Source organism: Gluconacetobacter diazotrophicus PA1 5, from assembly GCF_000067045.1.
In the GTDB taxonomy this organism is placed as follows: Bacteria; Pseudomonadota; Alphaproteobacteria; order Acetobacterales; family Acetobacteraceae; genus Gluconacetobacter; species Gluconacetobacter diazotrophicus.
On sequence record NC_010125.1, the window covers coordinates 3,821,681 to 3,842,587 of the forward strand.

The window sequence follows — 20,907 nt, forward strand, 5'->3', positions numbered from 1 at the left end:
TCTGAGCGGAGGGGCGTGCATTGTCGCGGGGATCTTGCGGCACGTGCTGCCGATCGGCGCAGGCGGTATGCGCGGCCACGGTGCCTTTGTGCTTGCGGCACATCAGGACACGTTCGCCCGAAGCGATGATCCGGCGGCAGCAGATGCACCGATGCCGCTGCCGATACTTTCGGCGGCCGGCAGCGTAGTCACTCTCCCATACCGGGTTGGGTCGGCGCAGCGTTGTGCTGCCGGTTGCGGTGTTGGGCGTCCGTCTCCGCGCGCGAGTAGCGCTAAAAGCGAACATTCTGCTCTCCTGGCCCAAGTTGCTTGTCAGCTACCCGCATGGCCGACAGGCAGGATACGCCGCTCATAGCGGACATAGGTAGCCATAGAATTTTGGGCCCTCTGCATTCGATATTTTCGTACAACTCTATAATTTATAATATTAAACTCTACTTGTATCGACCTTGCTCCGGTGAAAAATAAAATAAGGATTCAGAATGATGGAAATTTATCTATCTATTATCTCATTTGCAATCATAGCATACGAACTATTTCCTTCAAAAATTAATGTGTTTTTGGTATAACTAAAAGAATCTCTTATAAATAATCCAAAAAAAGAATTAAAATACATTGGAATGTCTGCATTTATGACTATATGCATAACATATGCTCCAATTTTATACATGACTCAATACATGAGACATCTTGGGTTTTATTCCTATGAAATTTTTAACGCAAACCGCAATATGGCTGTTTTTTCTACAGTCAATATTATTTTTATGTTGGCAATTTTGTTTTTATATATGACATTTTGGATATATACTTTGGGGAAAAGAATGTATTTGTTATCTTTTGGACTGATTTCATGTTCATTTATAATGATAATAGCTTTGTTTTTTGCTGCGCAATCTAGCGGCAATATATCTGCCATAGGTAGCGTATTATTTTTTTCGTTTTTGATCGGCGTCTATTCTGTAATAGTTTTGTTTCTTAGTCCAAAAAACAAAATAAAATCATGGTGGGTTCTCTTGGTTTTGTCTTTATGTATTATTTTTGCTCCATTTTATTTTTCATCCGAAACTGATTCATTGGTTGGTATAGGTCTTAGAAGTATGAATGTTGGAGATGAAAAAGTGGAAATTCAGGATGAGAAATATAATCATGATCAACGCGAATATTGCCTCCTTCTCAGGACAAATGATTTTCTTTATTTAATAGAAAGAAATAATAAAAATAATATAAAAATCGTTGACTCTAAATCTGTGCAATTAATTCAACACAGCAAAAAAGAAAAATGTATAAATTGATATTGTCATTTTCTATGATCAGCCTGAATATTTCTCCATCTAATCTCAGGTCGTTACTGCGGTCGTCTCAAAAAGCAGACCTTCGCCTGCCCGACCAACTCTGCCATTCGGCGAATGCAGATCGATGTCCGCTCACGGGGAATGATCTGCCTTCCGGGGGGGCATGCAATGTTGTGAATGGATTGTATGTATTGTACGGAGAGCGGCGTAAACAATCCTCGTTCCCTCATGGATATCGGCCGGCCTTATGCTCGACAAGCCTTACCTTGCTCGCTGGAAGGAGCAGATCGACCATAGTGCGGGGGCGATCTATCTGACGCTGGTCGATGCGCTGGCGCTGTCGATACGGCGGGGGGATCTGCGGGAGGGGGATCGGCTGCCGCCGCAGCGGGTCATCGCCGATTTTCTGGGGACCAACCTGACGACCGTGACCCGGGCGTTTACCGAGGCGCGGCGGCGGGGGCTGGTCGATGCCACGGTCGGGCGAGGGACGTTCGTGCGGGTGGGGGCGGGCGAGAGCCACTGGCGGCATACCGGGCCGGCGGTGGTGGACCTGACCATGAACCTGCCGCCCATTCCGCAGGACCCGCCGCTGCAACGGATGATCCAGGGCGACATCGCCGCGATCCTGAAGCAGCAGGACCTGAACAGCCTGATGTCCTACCGGGTGACCGGCGGCACCATAGAGGAGCGCCAGCTTGGCGCGAAATGGATCGCGCCCGCGGTCGGGCCGCGCCGGGTGGATGAAATCCTGGTCTCGCCCGGGGCGCAGACTGCGCTGGCCGCCATCGTCAGCACGCTGGCCCAGCCCGGCGACGTGATCGTGACCGACCGTATCGCCTATCCCGGCATCCGCACCATCGCCGCCCAGTTCGGCCTGATCCTGGCGGGGGTGGACAGCGACGGCGAGGGGATGGTGCCCGACCTGCTGGACCGTGCCTGCGCGCAGCATCATCCCCGCTTGCTCTATTGCATTCCCACCATCCACAACCCTACCACCGCGACCATGTCGCTGCAGCGCCGCCGGGACATCCTGGCCGTGGCGCAACGCCACCATTTGCATGTGGTGGAGGACGACCCGTACAGCCTGCTGATGGACGGCGCGCCGCCGGCGCTGGCGGCGCTGGACCATGCCCGCGTCAGCTATGTCGCGACCCTGGCCAAGACCCTGAGCCCCGGCCTGCGCACCGCCTATGTCTGCCTGCCCAGCGCGGACATGACCCGCCGCGTCACGGCGGCGATCCGGGCCATCGCGCTGACCAATGCCGGGCTGCTGGGCGCGCTGACGGCCCGCTGGATGCAGACCGGGCAGGCGGGGCAGATCCTGGATGCCATCAGGCGGGAACTGCGCCTGCGCCAGGCGATCGCCCGCACGGTGTTGGGCGAGGGGCACTGCATGAACCCCGAGGGCCCGCATGTGTGGCTGAAACTGCCGGACTGGTGGGGCAGCGCGGATTTCGTGGCCTATGCCCGTCGCCGGGGCCTGGCGCTGGTGCCCAGCACCGTCTTCACCATCAGCGGGGACCCGCCGCAGCGGGTGCGGATCGCGCTGGGAAGCGCCGCCGACGCCGGAAGCCTGGAGGAATCGCTGCGCGGGGTCGTGTCCGTGCTCCAGCACAAGCGGTCGCCGGGGTTCGCGGATATTGTCTGAAGCGGTTGCAAAAACAAAAACGCGTGGTGATCACGAAAGCGTGATAAATAAGCGACTATAAAACAGAGGGTTATGGCGCCTGCCGGAGATTGTATCCCTCATGACAGGGATTGTATGGCTTTGATGGCCCTTTCATGCATCGGGTCGGGATCATTGTAGCCATTGTATGGGGTGTGATGGCCATACAAGATTTGGCGCCCGTCCCGGTCCCGTGCCACCACGTCTCTCGTTGCATACGGGAGATCCATCATGCCGAAAGTCGAACAGGCCCCCCACAAGGATGGCGATTGCTTCGTCGATTACGAGAACAAGGTGTTCGAGGACGTCAAAGCCAATCCGGGTGAAAAGGCGTTGGTTACCTTCCATACCGTCGCCTTCGAAGGCTCCATCGGATTCGTGAATCTGCTTCAGGCGACGCGCCTGATCCGCAAGGGGTTCGAGACGTCCGTCCTGCTGTACGGGCCCGGTGTCACGCTGGGCGTGCAGCGCGGCTTTCCGCGCCTGGGGGATGAGGCGTTTCCGGGTCATATGAACGGGAACAAGCAGATTGCGAAAATCCTTGAGGAAGGCGGAAAGGTCTATGCCTGCCGGTTCGCGCTGCAGGCATTGTACGGCCATGGCGAGCAGTCGCTGATTCCGGGGATCACGCCCATCAATCCGCAGGATGTGCTGGACCTGGTGCTGCTGCATCGCCGCGACAACGCGTTCATCCTCGATACCTGGACGCTCTGAGAGCCTGTTTGAACACGCCGGGCGCGGCCTTCGGACCGCTCCCGCTCGCCAGCCCACATTTTCACACAGGCTCTGACTGGAACTGGAACGGGAAGGACCGCCAGCATGTCACGTATCGTTCGCGCCGCCGCCGTCCAGATCAGCCCCGTGCTGGGGGATGACGGCATGGGAACCGCCCGGAAAGTCTGCCGGACCATCCGCGAGGCCGCCGAAAAGGGCGTGAAGCTGGCGGTGTTTCCCGAAACCTTCGTGCCGTACTACCCCTATTTCTCGTTCATCAAGCCGGCGTTCCGCTTCGGTGCGGAGCATCTGGCGCTGTATGAACGGGCGGTGAGCGTTCCCGGCCCCATCACCGACATGGTGGCCGAGGCCGCGCGCGAGACCGGCATGGTCGTCGTGCTGGGGGTGAACGAGCGCGACCACGGCACGCTGTACAACGCGCAGGTCATCTTCGACGCCACGGGCGAGATCGTGCTCAAGCGCCGGAAAATCACCCCGACCTATCACGAGCGGATGGTGTGGGGGCAGGGCGACGGGTCGGGGCTGACGGTGGTGGACAGCGCCGCCGGGCGCATCGGGGCGCTGGCGTGCTGGGAGCATTACAATCCGCTGGCCCGCTATGCCCTGATGGCGCAGCACGAGGAGATCCATTGCGCCCAGTTCCCGGGCTCGCTGGTCGGGCAGGTCTTCGCGGACCAGATGGAGGTCACGATCCGCCATCACGCGCTGGAATCGGGCTGTTTCGTGGTCAACGCGACGGGCTGGCTGGACGACGAACAGGTCCGGCAGGTCGCGGGCGACCCGGCGCTGGAGGGGCCGCTGCGGGGCGGGTGCTTCACCGCCATCGTCTCGCCCGAGGGGCGGCTGCTGGGCACGCCGGTCACGGACGGCGAGGGCATGGTCATTGCCGACCTGGATTTCGCGCTGATCACCAAGCGCAAGCGGATGATGGATTCGGTCGGCCATTACGCGCGCCCCGAACTGCTGAGCCTGCTGCTGGACCGGCGTCCGGCCCGCACCGTCCATTATGTGGACGACGCGGCGTGCGAAGGAGGTGCGCCATGACCGTTCCGGCATCCGGCACGCTGGCGGGGCGCCAGCTTGTCACCGACCTGCAATCCTTCGGCCTGCAGGTCGACGGGCAGGTCGGCGGGATTGCCCGCAAGGGCGGGGCCGGTCCGTCGGACCACAGGACGGTCACCATCGCGGGCCAGACCGTGATGGTCCCGGTCTATACGGCGGGTGCGCGGCGGTCGCCGTTCCAGGCCGGGCCGCCGGGCGCCGACGGGTCCCACGTGCTGGTGCGGGACGGCCGGCCGGTCGGAACCATCCGCTTTCCCGCGCCGCCGCGTTTCTACGGCCTGACGACGGCGGACGGCGTGCCCTACTGGAAGATCGCGCTGCTGCATGGGCGCGACACGCTGGCCACCACCGTGCACCAGACCTGCATCCGCTATGCCGACCGGCGCACGTCCTGCCAGTTCTGCGCCATCGGCCAGTCGCTGGAGGCGGGCCGTACGATCGCCTACAAGACGCCGCAGCAGCTTGCCGAGGTCGCGAAGGCGGCGGTGGACCTGGACCAGGTCCGCGACATGGTCCTGACCACGGGAACGCCGAATATCGTCGATCGCGGCGCCGCTGTGCTGGCGGAGTCGGCCCGCGCCATCAAGGCGGCGGTCGACCTGCCGCTTCAGGTCCAGTGCGAGCCGCCGCGCGACCATGACTGGTTCCAGCGCTTGCGCGATGTGGGGGCCGATACCCTGGGCATGCATCTGGAAGCCGCGACGCAGCGCGTGCGCGAGCGGATCATGCCCGGCAAGGCCACCGTCAGCGTCGATCGCTACATGGACGCCTTCGCCAGCGCGGTTCCCGTCTTCGGGCGGGGGCAGGTCAACACCTATATCCTGGCCGGGCTGGGCGATACCGCCGAGGAGATCCTGGCGCTGGCCGGGCGGCTGATCGCGCTGGGCGTCTATCCCTTCGTGGTGCCGTTCGTACCTATTTCGGGCACCCCGCTGGAAGACCATGCGCCGCCTTCGGCGGAGTTCATGGCGTCGCTCTTCACGCCGCTGGGCAAGATGCTGCGCACGGCGGGGATGACATCCAGCGACATCCGCGCCGGGTGCGGGCGGTGCGGGGCGTGTTCCTCGCTCTCGGCCTACGAGGCTGCGGCATGATGGCGGAGGGAAGCATGATGCTGGACGGGCTGGACCCGCGTCCGTTCGTGCCCATGGAATATGTCGTGCGCCTGGCGCGCACGCCGTGGGAGGTCACGGGCCATCATGCGCTGCGGCGGGATGTCTTCTGCGTGGAACAGGGGATCTTCGCACAGGACGACCGGGATGGGATCGACGCGTCGGCCATTCCCATCGTCGCCGCGTGCTGCGTGGCGGGCATGCCGGACCGCATCGTGGGCGCCGTGCGCATTCACGAGGCCGAGCCCGGGCTGTGGCGCGGGTCGCGGCTGGCCGTCCATGCCGACCACCGCAGGCTGGGGCGGATCGGGGCGGAACTGATCCGCATGGCCGTGTGTACCGCCCACGGGCTGGGCGCGAGCCGCTTCCTGGCGCAGGTGCAGGAACAGAACGTGCCGTTCTTCCGCCGCCTGTACTGGAAAAGTCTGGGCGAGATCACGCTGCATGGCCTGGCGCACCATGACATGGAGGCCGACCTGTCGCGCTATCCGGCCACCGGGCGCGAGCAGACATGGCTGCTGCGCCCGCAGCCCCGGAATTCACAGCCCCGTACCCGGCAGGCGGCGTGATGACGGGCCCGCTGGCCGCCCTGCTGCGGGACCTGCGCGACGGTGGTGCACTGTCGGCCAAGCGGGACATCGCCGCCACGGTTGCGGCGCTGGGGGGTGCGGCGCTGGGATATGATGGCGGGGACGCCATCCGGCTGGGCGACGATTGCGCGGCCATCCCGGACGGGGACGGGTACCTGCTGTTGGCCGGCGAGGGGTTCCAGGACGGGTTCGTCGGCGCCATGCCGTGGTTCGCGGGGTATTGCGGCGTCATGGTGAATGTCAGCGACATCGCCGCGATGGGGGGGCGCCCCGTGGCCGTGGTGGATGCGCTGTGGAGCGAGGGGGCGGAGGCCGCCGCCCCCATCCTGCGGGGCCTGCGGGACGGCGCGCGCACCTATGGCGTGCCGGTCGTCGGCGGCCATACCAGCATGGGCAGCCTCCATAACTCCCTGTCGGTGGCGATCCTGGGCCGGGCGCGGCGCCTGCTGACCAGCTTCGACGCCCGGCCGGGCGAGGCCGTCATCGCGGCCATCGACCTGCGGGGGCGCTGGCACGACCCGCATCCGTTCTGGGACGCCAGTTCCGCGCTGTGCGGGACGGCCAGCGCCGCGCGGCTGCGCGCCGACCTCGACCTGCTGCCCGCCATCGCGGAGGAGGGGCTGAGCCGGGCGGCCAAGGATATCAGCATGGCGGGCCTGCTGGGGACCGCCCTGATGCTGGCCGAATGCTCCGGCATCGGGATGACGGTCACGCTGGACGATGTTCCCCGCCCCGAGGGCGCGCCCCTGGAACGCTGGTTGCGGGCCTTTCCCAGCTATGGCTTCCTGCTGACGGCGCGGCCCGGGGATGCGGACGCCATCCTGGCGCGCTTCCGGGGGCGGGGCATCGCGGCCGCCGTCATCGGATGCTGCGACGGCACGCGGCGGCTGGATGTCGTTTCGGGCGGCGACCGCGAAACGTTCTGGGACCTGGCGCAGGCGCCGCTGATGGGATGCGGGCCATGAGCCTGTCGATCGGCATCGTGACCCATTCGACCAACCCGCGCGGCGGGGTGGTGCACGGCATGGCGCTGGCCGAGGCACTGTGCGACGCCGGCCACGACGCGACGCTGATCGCGCCGGATGCGACCGGGGCGGGGTTCTTCCGCGCGCCGCGCTGCGCCGTGCGCTGCATTCCGGTCCGGCCGGAGCGGGACCTGCCCGTTCAGGTCGAACGGCGGATCGGCGAACTGCGCGAGGCCCTGCGCGGGGCGCCCCATGACGTGCTGCATGCGCAGGACCCCATCGGCGCCAACGCCCTGGCGGACCTGGTGCGGGAGGGCGGGCTGCGCGGCTTTGCCCGCACGGTGCATCACCTGGATCATTTCTCCCATCCCGGGCTGGCGGCGCGGCAGGCGCGCGGCGTCACGGCGGCGACCGCCCTGTTCACCGTCAGCACGCTGTGGCAGGGCATCCTGGCCGACGAATACGGGCGCATGGCCCCGGTCGTGGGCAATGGGGTCGATGCGGTGCGGTTCTCGCCGGAACCGGGCCCGTGCGACGGCACGCTGCGCGCCCGCTATCGCCTGCCGCCGGAGGGGGGGCTGGTCCTGTCGGTGGGCGGCATCGAGCGCCGCAAGAACACGCTGATGCTGCTGGACGCCTTCCTGGCCCTGCGCCGGGAGCGGCCGGACCTGCACCTGGTCGTCGCCGGGGGCGCGTCGCTGCTGGACCATTCGGAGTATCGCCGGCTGTTCGACCGGCGGGTGCGGGACAGCGGCTGCGCCGGGGCGGTGACGGTGACCGGACCGGTGGCGGACGGGGACATGCCGTCCTTCTACCGGCAGGCGCTGGTGCTGGCCTATCCGTCCCGGACCGAGGGGTTCGGCCTGTGCCCGCTGGAGGCCCTGGCCTGCGGCACGCCGGTCATCGTGCCGGATGCCGCGCCCTTTACCGAACATCTGCACGGGCCCGAGGTGCTGTGGTGCGCGCCGGACCGGCCCGAAACCCTCGTCGCCGCGTTGCGGGACGCCCTCGGCGCCCGCGCGCGCTTTCGCGCCGGCGGCCCGGCGACGGCGCGGCGCTTCGACTGGCGCGGCGTCGCGGCGCGGCACATGGCCGCCTACCGGCGCCTGGCCGCCCTGCCACACGTCACCACGCCGCCTGGGCCGAAACGGGAGTATCGTGACCATGCCTGAAATGATCTTTCGCGTCCGCTGGCCGGATGGTGCGGAAAGCGACTGCTATTCGCCCTCGCTGGTCGTGCGCGATCACTTCACCCCCGGGACGGATTATCCGGTCGCGGATTTCATGGACAGGGCCGGTGTCGCCCTGACGGAGGCTAGCGAGCGCGTGCGGGCCCGCTACGGCTTTCCGTGCAGCCGCGCGGCGGGGCAGCTTCGCACCATCCGCCAGATCTGCGCCGGCTTCCTCGACCGGCCGGACGCGCGTGTCCGCGTCCTCTCCCTTGAATCGCCAGACGGAAAAACCCTATGACACAGAGCGAAAAGACCATTCCCGTCATCATCATCGGCGGCGGGCAGGCCGGCCTGTCGCTGAGCTGGTACCTCTGCCGCGAACAGGTCGGGCATGTGGTGTTCGAGGCCCGGACGGCCTGCCATTCCTGGGATGACGAGCGCTGGGACAATTTCTGCCTGGTGACGCCGAACTGGCAGTGCGCGCTGCCCGGCCATCCCTATGCCGGGACCGACCCGCACGGCTTCATGGTGAAGGACGAGATCATCGCGTACGTGAAGGGTTTCACGGATTCCTTCACCCCGCCCCTGCGCGAGCATACTCGCGTGACCTCCGTCACGCGGCATGAGGGCGGGGGGTATCGCGTCGTCGCCGGGGGCGAGGCGTGGCATGCGCGGCATGTCGTCATCGCGTCGGGGGCGTATCATGACGCGGTGATTCCCGGTTACGCCGGCGCCATCGATTCGTCGATCATGCAGGTACATTCGCAGGCTTACCGGAGCGCCGCGCAGCTTCCCGAGGGGGCGGTCCTGGTCGTGGGCAGTGGCCAGTCGGGGGCGCAGATCGTCGAGGACCTGCATCTGGAAGGCCGCAAGGTGCATCTGTGCGTGGGGTCCGCGCCCCGGGTCTCGCGCTTCTATCGCGGCCGCGATGTCGTGGACTGGCTGGCGGACATGAAATTCTATGACCTGACGGTGGACGATCATCCGCTGCGCGACGGCGCGCGCGACAAGACCAACCATTACGTCACCGGCCGCCATGGGGGGCACGACCTGGACCTGCGCCTGTTCGCGAAGCAGGGCGTCGGCCTGCACGGCACGCTGCGGACGATCCGCGACGAGGTGGCGCTGTTCCAGCCGGACCTGAAGGACAATCTGGACGATGCGGACCGGACCAATGCCGACATCAAGGCGTCCATCGACGCCTATATCGCGCGCGAGGGGATCAGTGCCCCCGTGGAAGCGCCTTACGTGCCGGTGTGGGAACCGGACGGAGAGAACGCGCCGCTGGACCTGAAGGCGGCCGGCATCACGTCCATCGTCTGGTGCATCGGATTCCGTCCCGATTATCGCTGGATCGACGTTCCCGTCTTCAACGGCGCCAACAAGCCGGTGTGGAACCGGGGCGTGACCGGGCAGGCCGGATTCTATTTCCTCGGCCTGCCGTGGCTGCACACCTGGGGGTCCGGGCGGTTCTCGGGCATCTCGCGCGATGCGGCGTGGCTGGCCGGGCAGATCACCGGCAAAGACATTCCCGTCGCCTGAGCGGAGGCCGATGCCATGCTGCCGTGGACGACATACCAGGACATGCGCGATGCCGTGTCCGCCGATCCGGACGGGTTCTGGCTGGACGCGGCGCGGCGCATCGCGTGGACGCGGCCGCCCGCCGCCGGGTGCGCGCCGCGCGCGGACGGGTGGCACGACTGGTTTCCCGGCGGGTGGCTGAATACCTGCCACAACGCCGTGGACCGGCATGTCGCGGCCGGGCGGGGCGGGCAGGCGGCGCTGGTCTGGCAGTCCTGCGCGACGAAGGAGCAGCAGATCGTCACCTATGCGGACCTTCAGCGCCGGGTCGCGGGGTTTGCCGGGGGGCTGCGCGCGCTGGGCGTGGAAAAGGGCGACCGCGTGCTGATCGCGATGCCGACCCTGGTCGAGACCGCGATCGCCATGCTGGCCTGTGCCCGGCTGGGGGCGGTGCATGTCGTGGTGTTCGCGGGATATGCGGCGCCGGAACTGGCGCGGCGGATCGACGACGTGGCGCCGAAGATCGTCATCGTCGCCAGTTGCAGCTTCCAGGGCAGCGTGCCCGTGTCCTCGTACGACGTGCTGGCCGAGGCGCTGGCCCTGGCCGCGCATGCGCCCGATGCCTGCGTCGTGCTGCAGCGTCCGGCCTGCCCGGCGCGGCTGGCGCCCGGCGATCATGACTTCCATGGGCTGGAGCGGCATGCGCCGGCGGCGCCCGTTCCGGTGAAATCGGAAGATCCGCTTTATATCCTGCATACATCGGGAACGACGGGCGCGTCGAAGGGCATCGTCCGCGACAATGGCGGCCATGCGGTGGCGCTGGCGCTGTCCATGGAGCTGATCTATGGCTGCCGGGCAGGGGATGTCTTCTTCACGACGTCGGACCTGGGCTGGGTGGTCGGCCATTCCTATGGCGTCTATGCGCCGCTGCTGGGCGGCTGTACCAGCGTGATCATGGAAGGCGGGGCCTCGGCATCGTCGATCGCGGCGCTGTGTCGTGCGCGGGGCGTGACCTGCCTGTTCACCACGCCCACGCAGTTGCGTCTGCTCCGCCAGGCGGAGCGGGGGGCGGCGGGGGGCGCGCCGCTGGCATTGGCCCGCGTCTTCGTGGCCGGGGAATATGCCGATCCGACCCTGCTGGACTGGGCCCGGTCCTATTTCCGCTGCCCCGTCGCCAACCATTGGTGGCAGACGGAAACCGGGTGGAGCATCACGGCGCATTTCCTGGGCCTGCCGGAAGAGGAAGCCCCGTCGGCCATGAACGATATCGGCCGGCCCGCGCCGGGCTTTAACGCCGCCGTCGGGGCGGGCGACGCGTCCGGCGAGATCCTGCTGGCGCTGCCGCTTCCGCCGGGCTGCCTGGCGGGCGTGTGGATGGACGGGGGGATTCAGGCGCCGCGTGCCTGCCTGGACGCCACCGGCCGCCATTACCGCACGTTCGACGAGGGGACGATCGGCGCGGACGGCGCGGTGCACATGCTGGGCCGGTCCGACGACGTCATCAAGGTCGCGGGGCGGCGGATTTCCGGCGTGCAGATCGAAGCCATCATCGCGCGCCATCCCGCCGTCCATGCCTGCGCCGTCGTCGCGGTAGCCGACGGGCTGAGGGGCCAGAGGCCGGTCGCCTATGTCGTGCCCGACGCGTGGCCCGTGCCCCCCGCCCGGGCCGGCGAGATCATCGAGCAGGTCGGGCGCGGCCTGGGACGGTGGGTAGGCATCCGCGATGTCCGGTTCGTCGCGGCGCTTCCGACGACGCGATCGGGGAAGATCCTGCGCAGGCGGCTGGCCGTCGCCTGACGGGCGCCGGACGGGCCATGACGTTCCGGCAGGGCTGCCCCGGCCTGCGCGTCCGGGCCGGGGGACGGACGAAACGCCATGCCGCGCGTAGGAATACGAGCAATATCATGGAGAGACGACGTGCCCCGTTCATTGCGACGATCCTGCCTGCTTCCGGCCCTGCTGACCGTTGCGGTCGCCGCACCGGCGGCCCATGCGCATTCCGGCGGGTTTCCGCCCCTGACGACGCCCGCGACCGGCAGCCAGATGCCGGGCAAGATCGTGTTCACGCAGTTGGTCACGCCCAACCTGGCGGCGGCGGAGCGGTTTTACGGCGCGATGTTCGGCTGGACGTTCCAGGATGTGCCGGTCCGGCGGCTGCATTATGCCGTGGCGCTGAACGGCGGGCACATCGTCGCCGCGCTGCTGGAACGTCCCTTCACCAATCCCGACCAGCGGCCGATCTGGCTGCCCTTCATCGCGACCGGCGATGTCGATCACCTGGCGGCGCAGGGCGCGGCGCTGGGCGCGCACGTGATGTTCAAGCCCCGCGACGTTCCCGGCCTGGGGCGCGAGGCCGTGCTGGCCGACCCGAAGGGGGCGGTGTTCGCCGCCCTGACCTCGTCGAGCGGTGACCCGGCCGACGGCGAGGACCCGGTCGGCGCGTGGAGTTGGAGCGCGCTGCTGACCAGCGACCCGCAGGGGGCCGCGACGTTCTACGGCACGCTGTTCGGCTACCAGAGCGATGCCGTGGACAGTGGCCATTTCATCGTCAGTTCGCAGGGCAACGCGCGGGGCACGCTCAATGCGCTGCCGCCCGGCTTTCCGCCGACCGCGATCGCGCGCTGGGTCCGCTTCATCCGCGTGCCCGGCGTGGGCGCCGCCGCCGAGCAGGTGGCCGCGCTGGGCGGGCATGTCGTGGTGCAGCCGCATCCCGACCGTGACGGCGTGATGGTGGCCCTGCTGGCCGATCCGTCCGGTGCCGTCTTCGGTGTGATGGAATATCCGGGCGGCACGCCCGCGGGGGACGCGAAATGACACGGCAACGATCGGGATGGTGGGTCGCTTTCGGGTGCGCGGGGGCCATGGTGGCGCTGCTGGGCGGCTGCGTCGGGTATGACGGCTACGACGATTATGGCGGCGGGTATTATTCGACCTATGGCGGCGGCTGGGGCGGCGGCGGCTGGGGTGGACCCGGCTGGGGCGGCGGCTGGGGCCGGGGCTATGCCGTCGGCCCGCGCTGGCATGGCAGCGGGGGCGGCGGCTGGCATGGCGGCGGTGGACCCGGCGGTCGTGGCGGCGGTGGCGGCTGGCATTGCGGCGGGCCCGGCGGTGGTGGCCATGGTGGCGGCGGTGGTCCGGGTGGTGGCGGCCATGGTGGCGGCGGCGGCGGGGGCGGTCACGGGGGCGGCGGCCACGGCCGCTAGGGCAGATCGTGACGTGAAGATGCTCTGAAAGCAAAAACCTTGAGGGCATGATCGGCCTTGCCCAATCATGCCCTCAAGGCCCGGACCGCTCGCGCACTCCGCCTCGCAGGGTGCGTCAGTTATCCATGATCGCGACGGCGGTGGCGAAGCTGGGGGCCAGGGGCAGCAGCGGGGTCAGCGTGGCCTGCCAGGCGTGGTAGAGATCGGCCTTGCCCTGGTACACCACGGCCGAAGGCTGGTTGTGGCGGTCGAGTTCCTGGAGCCATCCGCCCTGCCCGCGGTCGATCATGTGAAGGTCGATATAGTCCCAGATGGTCCGGTACCAGTGTTCGTATTGCCCGTGGCCGGTGCGTTTCAGCAGGGCGGCGGCGGCGGTCATGGCTTCGGCCTGGCACCAGTGGGGGCGGTTATGCACCACGGGTTCCAGGTCCCAGCCCACGGTGTAGAGCAGGCCAGGTGCGCCGTCCCGCGCCCATCCGGCGTGCATGCCCGTGCGGAACAGGCCGATGGCGTCGTCCAGCAGCCAGGGCGGTGCGGAGCCGCCCTCACGCAGCAGCGCGGCCTCCAGCTTCAGCAGCAGGTGCGCCCATTCGACGAAATGGCCCGGCGTCATGCCGTAGGGCCGCAGGTCGTCGGTCGGCCTGTCGCGGTGGAAGTCCTTCAGAAGAGTCCAGTTGCGATCGTAATGTTCCGGGACCGCGTATCCGGCGCCCCTGGCCAGCGTGTGGATCACGCGTTCGACGATCCGCAGCGCCCTCGTGCGCCAGATGGCGTTTCCGGTGACGTCCGCGACCGCCATGCATGCTTCCACCGAATGCATGTTCGCGTTGGCGCCGCGATAGTCCTCCTCGTCCGACCAGTCGGCGGCGAAGCTCTCGCGGAAGATTCCTTCGTCCTCGCTCCAGAAATGCCGGTCCCAGACATCCAGCGCCTCTTTCAGAAGCTGGTCCGCGCCCGGGACGTGCTGCACGACGGCGGAGGACGCGGCGAGGGCCACGAACGCGTGCAGGTAGGCCTGCTTGCGCCCGCCCGCCTGTGCCGGGCCTTCGAACCATCCGCCATGCCTGGGATCGCGCAGCGGCCCCAGCAGGCTGGCGACGCCATGGGCCGCCAGCGGCGCGCAGCCGGGCAGGCCGCGCCCGGCGGCGACCGCGTACACGTGGGTCATCCGCGCCGTCAGGATGCTGTCCGCGCCGCCGTCCTTCATCGGCCGGCCGTCGTCGCCCAGGGCGGTGAAACCGTCCGGAATCCGCGCGGGTTTCGAGAAATCGAGCAATCGCTGGCCCTGGAGATCCAGCCAGCGGCGATGGGGCGCCGAGCGCAGCCAGCTTGACGCCGGCAGCATCAGCGACGGAAGCGCCTCAGCCATTGACGATCATGCCGCCATTGACGTGGACGGTCTGGCCGGTGACGTAGGACGCGTCGTCCGATGCCAGATAGACGTAGGCCGGCCCCATTTCGCTGGGCTGCCCGATCCGGCCCAACGGCGTGCTCTTGCCCATGTCGGCCACGGCCTGCGGGTCGATCGGCCCCCAGCTTGCGGGTTGCAGCGGGGTCCAGATCGGGCCGGGGGCCACGGCGTTGACGCGGATGTCCTTCCCGGCAAGCTGCAGCGCCAGGGCGCGGGTGAAGCCCAGTTCCGCCGCCTTGGTCGTGGAATAGGCGACGAGGGACTTGTTGCCGGCGAAGGCGTTGATCGAGGACGTGTTGATGATCGCGCTGCCCTTGCCCAGGTAGGGCAGGGCCGCGCGCGTGATGTAGAAATAGCCGTTGACGTTCACGTTCATGTGGCGCTGCCAGACGGCGTCCGTGATGTCGGTCAGGTCGTCGCTGATATACTGGACGCCGGCATTGTTCACCACGATATCCAGGCCGCCGAAGGCCGCGACGGTGCGCGCCACGGCGTCGTCGCAGACCGCGCTGCTGGACACGTCGCCCTGGATGGCCAGGGCCTTCGTGCCCTCGGCCTCGACCAGGCGTACCGTTTCCTGGGCGTCGTCCTGTTCTTCCAGGTACAGGATCGCGACATCCGCGCCCTCTCGCGCGAAATGCAGTGCCACCGCGCGGCCGATGCCGCTGTCGCCGCCCGTGACCAGGGCGCGGCGCCCCGCCAGCTTGCCGCTGCCGCGATAATCCGGGCGGATATGTTCGGCCGGCGGTTGCAGCAGGCGTTCGACGCCCGGCTGATGGTCCTGGCTCTGGGGGGGAATGCTCTGGGCCATGGGGGTTCTCCGCGTCGAGGGGCGTGACAGGCCGGCGGCGATCGCGGTGCGGCAGCCGGCAGGTTCCAGAGGGGGAACGCCCCGGGATACGGGCTGTTGCCTGAATTTCCGGTTAAGGGGCGGTTGCGGAAGTCCTGCTGCTGATGAGTCGCCGCATGGCGGGCCGTACACTGCGGCCGAATCGGACTGTATTTCCACACTGGATCCGGTCGTCCAGTATCGGGTGCGATGTTGAATTCGAATTACGACACCGCCGCCCGAGGGATATTACGGCCTGCTCGCTCTGCTGGTTCGGCAGGATCATGCCGCTGGACATGGGCGACGTGGATGTCACGACCCGCGATGCCAAGCGCTACCTCTCGCGCCAGGGCGGCAGGCTCGGCTGTCCACCTTCATCCCCGCCACCCATGCGGACGTGACGCTGAACTGAGGCGTGGTGGTCCCGCCGGTCAGGTCGTGTCCTCGCCGGCGGGAATGTCGCGGTCGAAATCGGCGATCGCCTTCGCTGCGGGGGTGGGCAGGATGATCGATTCGCCCTCGATGCGCATGGCCTCGTCCAGCGGGAGGAAATGGTAGGCGCCGTCCTCGCTGGTCAGTTTCAGCCGGGTCTTGCCTTCCACTTCGTCCGTCACGCCGATCTTGACGCCGTCGGACCCCATGACGGCCATGCCGGGATGGATTGTGTCGCTCGCGATCATGTCGGTTTCCTTGCATCGGGCGATTGCGGTTTCGGCATGCGGACGTCATCGGGCAGGATGTCCGGCCCGGCCCGCATGCCATACCGAGTCAACGCCCGGGGCCGGCAGAGTTGAATCACAGAGGCGCGAGGACCCGACCGCATGAGCGGATACCGTCGCCTGCTGCGTCTGGTGGCGTGGTGCGCGCTTCTGGCCGCGCTGGCCATGGCGCTGGTGCTGCACCGGGCGTGGCTGCCCGCCGCCTATGACCCCACCCGCCCGCTGGACCTGCGGGCCGAACGCACGTTCATGACGCCGGTCAAGCTGCGGGTCCTGGACGCGGTGCCGTCCCTGTGCCGCGCGGCGCTGGCGACGGCGGCGCTGCGCGTGCGGCCGGTGGCGCTGGGGACCGGCGGGCGCTGCGTCGTGCCGGATGCGGTGCGGGTGGAGGGGGGAGCGGCCCCCGCCATGCCGGACGGATTCCCGGCCTCGTGCCGGCTGGCGGTGCGGTGGGCGATGTTCCAGACCGACGTGGCCGAACCCGCGGCCCGCGCCGTGTTCGGCCAGGGCGTACGGGCCATCCGCCAGGCCGGGACCTATGCCTGCCGCGACATCCGCGACCGGCCGGGCGCCGCCAGCAGCCATGCCGGGGCCGATGCGATCGACGTATCGGGTTTCATCCTGGCGGACGGGCGGGAGGTTTCGGTCGGGGCGTGGCAAGGATACGGGCGGCAAGGCGGCGTTCCTGCACCGCGTGCGGGCGGGGGCATGCCGTCTGTTCGGCATCGTCCTGTCACCCGACTACAATGCGTGGCACGCCGGCCATCTGCATCTGCAGGCCACGGGCGGCGGGTTGTGCGATTGAGGCCGCCCCTTAAATCGGGTCGTCCACGGCTTTTCGGCCCAGTGCCGGATCGTCGGTGAAGAAGCCGTCCAGCCCCATGTCGAGATAACGCCGGATTTCGGCGATCGAGCCTTCCGGATTGCGGGCGTCGTCGCCCGCCGCGTTGCGAAGCTGCCGGGGCAGGAAACGGTTTTCCGGGCGGCAGGTATAGGAATGGACCAGCAGGCCGGCGCGGTGCGCGTCGTCGATCAGCGTGGTGGGGGCCTGCCACGCGCCGGAGGCGTCGCGGGGGATCAGGTCGGTATTGGACGGGCCGATGACGTCGGCATAGGATTTGACCTCCCGCAATCCGTCCGGGGTCATCAGGTCGGCGAAGGTGGCGCGGCCGCCCGCCGCCGCGATGTCGGGCACGGCCTGTCCGCGCTCGCCCATCAGCAGCATCAGGCGGGCCCGGGGGTTGATCGCCTGCACCTTGCCGCGCAGGGCGCGCAGGTTTCCGGTCTCGAAGGACTGGACCTCCAGCGGGGCCTGGCGGGTGTATTCGTGCGCCGCGATCACGCGCAGGAACGTGTCCTCGGGCGTGTGGCCCAGGGCGTGGAAGTGGGTCGAGTTCTTGATCTCGGGGATCAGCCCGACCACGCGGCCGCGCGCGGCGGATTCCGCGGCGACGAAATCGATGACCTCCTCGAAGGTCGGGATGTCGAAATGCCCGTCATAGCGGGTGTTCTGCGGCCGGACCGGGCCCAGCCGTTCGCGCGCCCGCAGGGTCTTGAGTTCCGCCAGCGTGAAATCGGTGGTGAACCAGCCGGTTTCCTGCGTGCCGTCGATCGTCAGCGTGCGGCGGCGCGATGCGAATTCCGGCCGGGTTGCGACATCGGTCGTGCCGGCGATGTTGCTTTCATGGCGCGCGACCAGAACGCCGTCGCGCGTGGGCACCAGGTCGGGTTCGACATAATCCGCGCCGTCCGCGATGGCTTTGGCGTAGGAGGCCAGCGTGTGTTCGGGCCGCAGCGCGGACGCGCCGCGATGGGCGATCACCAGCGGGCGCGGCGCCAGCGACGGCGCCGCGCGGGCCGGCCGGGCGAGAGGAAGCGCGGCCAGGAGCCCGAGAGTATGTCGGCGTGTCGGCATCATGGGAACCTTGGAATCCGGGCTGGGCGCCAGGCCTTTTTCAGAACGTGGCGCTGAGGGTCAGGAAGAACATGCGCGGCGCGATGGGGAAGGCGGTATATTGGCCCGAGGCGTTGCTGATGTTCAAGGTGGACCAGCCGCGCGTGTCGGTCAGGTTGGTGATGTTCCCCTGCACCTTCAGGCCGCGCACGTGCGGGATGCCGTGGATGGTGTAGCCGGCATTGACACTGAACAGCGCGTAGGAACTGGCGGACAGGTCGTTGGTATAGGTGGTGTAGCGTTTGCCGATCACGTCGCCGATGAACTGGGCGTTGAAATCGCCCCAGTTGGTCGAGGCGACGAGTTTCTCGGTCCAGTTCGGCACGCCCGCCACGTTCTTGCCGGCGGTGGGTACGATCGTGGTGCCGTTGGCATAGTTATCGTTATAGACCGACTTGTTGTACGACAGGGCGTTATAGAACGAGAAATGCGGCCCGAACTGCGTGGTGAACGAGAAATCCATGCCGTCGGTCGTGACCGAGCCGACATTGGTCAGGATGGTGGCGCTGCCGACGATCGAGGCCAGGTTGGGCGAGGACGAGACCGCCAGCAGCCGGTTCGAGAAATGGACGTGGTAATATTCAAGCTGCCCGCTGATGTTGGTCAGCGGCCCGAACGACAGGGGGCGGTTGGTGCGCAGGCCGGTTTCATACGTCCAGTCGGTTTCGGGGTGGCCGTGGTCCTTGAAATCCTGGAACGCCTGCTGGCTGGTCACGCCCCAGGGGGACGCATTGCCGTAGCCCGTATCCTGGAACGATCGCATGTTTTCCTGGATGTTCGCGAACCATTGCTCGTGGCCCGTGAGGTTCCACAGCGCGCCGAACGAGGGGAGGAACGGCTTGACCGCCGCGATCGTGCCGCCCGGTACGGTGATGGCGGTCTTGGGGGACAGCGATCCCGGCAGGCCCGCGACCGGCAGGGTGCCGTTGGTATAGACCAGTTCGGACTTGAAGCCGGCATTCAGCGAAAAATTCCGCGACACCTGCCACGTGTCCTGCAGATGCGTGACCCAGGTGTTGGTGTAGAAATAGTTGGTGTACTGGTGGATCAGCGGGTTCTGCTGCCGGTCGTAGGGCGAGGTCGGGTCGGCGGCGTCGAACGCGTACCAGCGCCGGGCCTGGGTGTTGTTGTTGCGTTCGTACCAGCCGCCCAGTTCGATATGGTGATGGCCGAGCTGGTAGCGCAGGGTGGACATCAGGCCGCCGCGATTGTCCCAGTATTCCGTGGTGCGCGTGGCCATGCCCGAGCCGCCGAAGACCTGCGAGAGCTGGGGGGCCGAATTGTCGGGGAAATAGGCGCCGAACAGGGCGGGCAGGCCGGCGGCGGTGATCGGACCGGCCACGACGCCCTCGCCCAGGTCGTGATGGTAGTAGATCTGGTTGTCCCAGTGCAGGTGGGACGAAAAATCATGCGACCACTTGATGTAGGACAGGAAATCCTCGCGCTGGGCGTCGGAATAGTAGTTGCGGTAGTTCAGCCCCGCCGCCTTGTAGGCCGCCGAATTGTTGTAATAATTGATGGCCTGCTGAAGGTTCGGATACAGGAAGGGACGCTTGTACAGGTCGCCGCCTTGGGGTTCGACGATTCCGTCCTCGTTCGGCTCGACCTTGTCCGACCAGTCGAAGAAGCCCGTGATCCTGTCGTTGTCGCCTTGGTGCACGAATTTCGCGTTGACCTGGTTGCCGCCCTGGTGGCCGTCGAAATCCCAGGCCCGCGCGTCCTGCCGCGCCCATGCGACATAGGCGGAATTGCCGTTGCCGAAATCGCCGGTATCGATCCGCGCGAAGGTGCGGAAGGTCGACCAGCTTCCGAACGTCTGGTCCAACTGGCCGCCCGCGCGGTGCAGCGGGTCCTGCGTCTGGAATTCCAGCGTGCCGCCCAGGTTGCTGGTCGAGGCCGTGCCCAGCGCGCCGGCGCCGGTCGCGACCGAGGCCATGCCGATCGTCTCGCTGATCGCGGCGCGCTGCGGGGACAGGCCGTTGAAATTGCCGTACGACTGGTCGCCCAGCGGCACGCCGTCCATGGTGAAGCCAAGCTGGTTCTGGTTGAAGCCGTGGATGAACAGCGAGGAGTTCTGTTCGTTGTTGCCCCACGGATCGGCATCCTCGAAGACGACGCCGGGCAGGATTTCCAGCGCCTTCACCGGGTTGATGCCGGGCAGGATGCGCTGCATCTGCACCTGGCCCACGCTCTGTTCCGACCGGGTGCGGCGGGCGGTGGAAATGATCTGCTCGACCGCCGGGGCGGCGGTAAGGCGGGGGGCGGCGGCGGGCGCCTTGCGGGCCGGGGTGCCCGTCGTGGCCGGCGTGCCGTTCGCGGGCTGGGCGGCCGGGTCGGCATGGGCCGTGGAGAGCGCGAGGGCCGAGCAGAAGGCGGCCAGGCTGGTGCGAAGAAGGCCGGTCCGGATCGCGGCGGCCTGGAGACGGGAAGGCGTACGGAAGGACATGGGTGCGGCAACCCTTCGGAAGGTGAAGCTGTGGCCGACCTCCTATCCAATCGCTCCGCTCGCCTGGCAGTGAAGGTTTGATGACGATGCGATCCGAACACAGGGCTTCGGAAACCGGATCGGAATCGTGAAGAAATGAAGACAGGCGGGCCGGTCGGCACGGCGTTTGCCGACGGAGGGAATTACCCCGGGAATCGGTTGCCATGAAACCAGTTGCCATGGCAATT

The 20,907-nt window shown here is 67.0% G+C and carries 19 protein-coding genes and 1 pseudogene; 15 read left to right on the forward strand and 5 right to left on the reverse strand.

Annotated elements, in window-relative coordinates:
• Nucleotides 1-680 precede the first annotated feature (680 nt).
• The 13 genes from GDI_RS19900 (at nt 681) to GDI_RS20015 (ending at nt 13,321) form a co-directional block, all read left to right on the forward strand.
• Entirely contained in the window at nt 681-1,292 is a 612-nt protein-coding gene (locus tag GDI_RS19900; protein WP_157871084.1) for a hypothetical protein, read from the forward strand.
• 247 nt (nt 1,293-1,539) lie between these two features.
• Entirely contained in the window at nt 1,540-2,943 is a 1,404-nt protein-coding gene (locus GDI_RS17690) for an aminotransferase-like domain-containing protein (protein ID WP_012228463.1), read from the forward strand.
• A gap of 249 nt (nt 2,944-3,192) precedes the next feature.
• On the forward strand, nt 3,193-3,675 hold the full coding sequence (locus GDI_RS17695) for an MSMEG_0572/Sll0783 family nitrogen starvation response protein (protein WP_012228465.1): 483 nt from the start codon (nt 3,193-3,195) through the stop codon (nt 3,673-3,675).
• Nucleotides 3,676-3,780: 105 nt separating this feature from the next.
• Entirely contained in the window at nt 3,781-4,740 is a 960-nt protein-coding gene (locus GDI_RS17700) for a Nit6803 family nitrilase (protein ID WP_012228466.1), read from the forward strand.
• Nucleotides 4,737-5,852, forward strand: a complete 1,116-nt coding sequence (locus GDI_RS17705) for an MSMEG_0568 family radical SAM protein (RefSeq protein ID WP_012228467.1) — start codon at nt 4,737-4,739, stop codon at nt 5,850-5,852. The genes GDI_RS17700 and GDI_RS17705 overlap by 4 nt, the downstream gene beginning before the upstream one ends.
• Nucleotides 5,849-6,439 carry an MSMEG_0567/Sll0786 family nitrogen starvation N-acetyltransferase gene (locus GDI_RS17710; protein WP_012554463.1) on the forward strand — a complete coding sequence of 197 codons (591 nt, stop codon included), beginning with the start codon at nt 5,849-5,851 and terminating at the stop codon, nt 6,437-6,439. Before GDI_RS17705 ends, GDI_RS17710 begins: the two co-directional genes overlap by 4 nt.
• On the forward strand, nt 6,439-7,425 hold the full coding sequence (locus tag GDI_RS17715) for a sll0787 family AIR synthase-like protein (protein ID WP_012228471.1): 987 nt from the start codon (nt 6,439-6,441) through the stop codon (nt 7,423-7,425). Before GDI_RS17710 ends, GDI_RS17715 begins: the two co-directional genes overlap by 1 nt.
• Entirely contained in the window at nt 7,422-8,597 is a 1,176-nt protein-coding gene (locus tag GDI_RS17720; protein WP_012228473.1) for an MSMEG_0565 family glycosyltransferase, read from the forward strand. Before GDI_RS17715 ends, GDI_RS17720 begins: the two co-directional genes overlap by 4 nt.
• The gene (locus GDI_RS17725) at nt 8,590-8,895 is read left to right on the forward strand and encodes an MSMEG_0570 family nitrogen starvation response protein (RefSeq protein ID WP_012554464.1); all 306 of its coding nucleotides are present in this window, start codon (nt 8,590-8,592) and stop codon (nt 8,893-8,895) included. Before GDI_RS17720 ends, GDI_RS17725 begins: the two co-directional genes overlap by 8 nt.
• Nucleotides 8,892-10,139 (forward strand): MSMEG_0569 family flavin-dependent oxidoreductase, encoded by a 1,248-nt coding sequence (locus tag GDI_RS17730; protein WP_012228476.1) that lies wholly within the window; start codon nt 8,892-8,894, stop codon nt 10,137-10,139. Before GDI_RS17725 ends, GDI_RS17730 begins: the two co-directional genes overlap by 4 nt.
• 15 nt (nt 10,140-10,154) lie before the next feature.
• Nucleotides 10,155-11,915, forward strand: coding sequence for an AMP-binding protein (locus tag GDI_RS17735; protein ID WP_012228477.1), 1,761 nt, complete (start codon nt 10,155-10,157; stop codon nt 11,913-11,915).
• A gap of 120 nt (nt 11,916-12,035) precedes the next feature.
• Nucleotides 12,036-12,932: a VOC family protein gene (locus GDI_RS17740; protein WP_041249593.1), complete on the forward strand. Its 897-nt coding sequence runs from the start codon at nt 12,036-12,038 to the stop codon at nt 12,930-12,932.
• On the forward strand, nt 12,929-13,321 hold the full coding sequence (locus GDI_RS20015) for a hypothetical protein (protein ID WP_162098037.1): 393 nt from the start codon (nt 12,929-12,931) through the stop codon (nt 13,319-13,321). The genes GDI_RS17740 and GDI_RS20015 overlap by 4 nt, the downstream gene beginning before the upstream one ends.
• Before the next feature lie 115 nt (nt 13,322-13,436).
• Here GDI_RS20015 and GDI_RS17750 read toward each other — a convergent pair whose 3' ends face one another.
• From GDI_RS17750 to GDI_RS17760, 3 genes are all read right to left on the reverse strand, one after another.
• Entirely contained in the window at nt 13,437-14,690 is a 1,254-nt protein-coding gene (locus tag GDI_RS17750) for an AGE family epimerase/isomerase (RefSeq protein ID WP_012554468.1), read from the reverse strand.
• Nucleotides 14,683-15,543, reverse strand: a complete 861-nt coding sequence (locus GDI_RS17755; RefSeq protein WP_012228481.1) for a glucose 1-dehydrogenase — start codon at nt 15,541-15,543, stop codon at nt 14,683-14,685. Before GDI_RS17755 ends, GDI_RS17750 begins: the two co-directional genes overlap by 8 nt.
• Before the next feature lie 449 nt (nt 15,544-15,992).
• On the reverse strand, nt 15,993-16,241 hold the full coding sequence (locus GDI_RS17760) for a DUF2171 domain-containing protein (protein ID WP_012228485.1): 249 nt from the start codon (nt 16,239-16,241) through the stop codon (nt 15,993-15,995).
• 288 nt (nt 16,242-16,529) lie between these two features.
• Between GDI_RS17760 and GDI_RS20670 the strand changes: the two are divergent.
• Together GDI_RS20670 and GDI_RS20675 are read left to right on the forward strand one after the other, a co-directional pair.
• Nucleotides 16,530-16,922 (forward strand): annotated as a pseudogene (locus GDI_RS20670) (extensin family protein); the annotation flags it as partial.
• On the forward strand, nt 16,876-17,085 hold the full coding sequence (locus GDI_RS20675) for an extensin family protein (RefSeq protein ID WP_408735219.1): 210 nt from the start codon (nt 16,876-16,878) through the stop codon (nt 17,083-17,085). The pseudogene GDI_RS20670 and the gene GDI_RS20675, both read left to right, overlap by 47 nt.
• A gap of 9 nt (nt 17,086-17,094) precedes the next feature.
• Here the strand turns inward: GDI_RS20675 and GDI_RS17770 are convergent, their stop codons facing one another.
• Together GDI_RS17770 and GDI_RS17775 are read right to left on the reverse strand one after the other, a co-directional pair.
• Nucleotides 17,095-18,195, reverse strand: coding sequence for a glycerophosphodiester phosphodiesterase (locus tag GDI_RS17770; RefSeq protein WP_041249912.1), 1,101 nt, complete (start codon nt 18,193-18,195; stop codon nt 17,095-17,097).
• A 40-nt stretch (nt 18,196-18,235) separates the two neighbouring features.
• The gene (locus GDI_RS17775; protein WP_012228504.1) at nt 18,236-20,680 is read right to left on the reverse strand and encodes a TonB-dependent receptor; all 2,445 of its coding nucleotides are present in this window, start codon (nt 20,678-20,680) and stop codon (nt 18,236-18,238) included.
• Nucleotides 20,681-20,907 lie beyond the last annotated feature (227 nt).

Bases quoted from the DNA above. Each gene is read 5' to 3' on its own strand.
- GDI_RS19900 (WP_157871084.1), top strand. From the start codon at position 681: ATGAGACATCTTGGGTTTTATTCCTATGAAATTTTTAACGCAAACCGC.
- GDI_RS17690 (WP_012228463.1), top strand. From the start codon at position 1,540: ATGCTCGACAAGCCTTACCTTGCTCGCTGGAAGGAGCAGATCGACCAT.
- GDI_RS17695 (WP_012228465.1), top strand. From the start codon at position 3,193: ATGCCGAAAGTCGAACAGGCCCCCCACAAGGATGGCGATTGCTTCGTC.
- GDI_RS17700 (WP_012228466.1), top strand. From the start codon at position 3,781: ATGTCACGTATCGTTCGCGCCGCCGCCGTCCAGATCAGCCCCGTGCTG.
- GDI_RS17705 (WP_012228467.1), top strand. From the start codon at position 4,737: ATGACCGTTCCGGCATCCGGCACGCTGGCGGGGCGCCAGCTTGTCACC.
- GDI_RS17710 (WP_012554463.1), top strand. From the start codon at position 5,849: ATGATGGCGGAGGGAAGCATGATGCTGGACGGGCTGGACCCGCGTCCG.
- GDI_RS17715 (WP_012228471.1), top strand. From the start codon at position 6,439: ATGACGGGCCCGCTGGCCGCCCTGCTGCGGGACCTGCGCGACGGTGGT.
- GDI_RS17720 (WP_012228473.1), top strand. From the start codon at position 7,422: ATGAGCCTGTCGATCGGCATCGTGACCCATTCGACCAACCCGCGCGGC.
- GDI_RS17725 (WP_012554464.1), top strand. From the start codon at position 8,590: ATGCCTGAAATGATCTTTCGCGTCCGCTGGCCGGATGGTGCGGAAAGC.
- GDI_RS17730 (WP_012228476.1), top strand. From the start codon at position 8,892: ATGACACAGAGCGAAAAGACCATTCCCGTCATCATCATCGGCGGCGGG.
- GDI_RS17735 (WP_012228477.1), top strand. From the start codon at position 10,155: ATGCTGCCGTGGACGACATACCAGGACATGCGCGATGCCGTGTCCGCC.
- GDI_RS20015 (WP_162098037.1), top strand. From the start codon at position 12,929: ATGACACGGCAACGATCGGGATGGTGGGTCGCTTTCGGGTGCGCGGGG.
- GDI_RS17750 (WP_012554468.1), bottom strand. From the start codon at position 14,690: ATGGCTGAGGCGCTTCCGTCGCTGATGCTGCCGGCGTCAAGCTGGCTG.
- GDI_RS17755 (WP_012228481.1), bottom strand. From the start codon at position 15,543: ATGGCCCAGAGCATTCCCCCCCAGAGCCAGGACCATCAGCCGGGCGTC.
- GDI_RS17760 (WP_012228485.1), bottom strand. From the start codon at position 16,241: ATGATCGCGAGCGACACAATCCATCCCGGCATGGCCGTCATGGGGTCC.
- GDI_RS20675 (WP_408735219.1), top strand. From the start codon at position 16,876: ATGCGATCGACGTATCGGGTTTCATCCTGGCGGACGGGCGGGAGGTTT.
- GDI_RS17770 (WP_041249912.1), bottom strand. From the start codon at position 18,195: ATGCCGACACGCCGACATACTCTCGGGCTCCTGGCCGCGCTTCCTCTC.
- GDI_RS17775 (WP_012228504.1), bottom strand. From the start codon at position 20,680: ATGTCCTTCCGTACGCCTTCCCGTCTCCAGGCCGCCGCGATCCGGACC.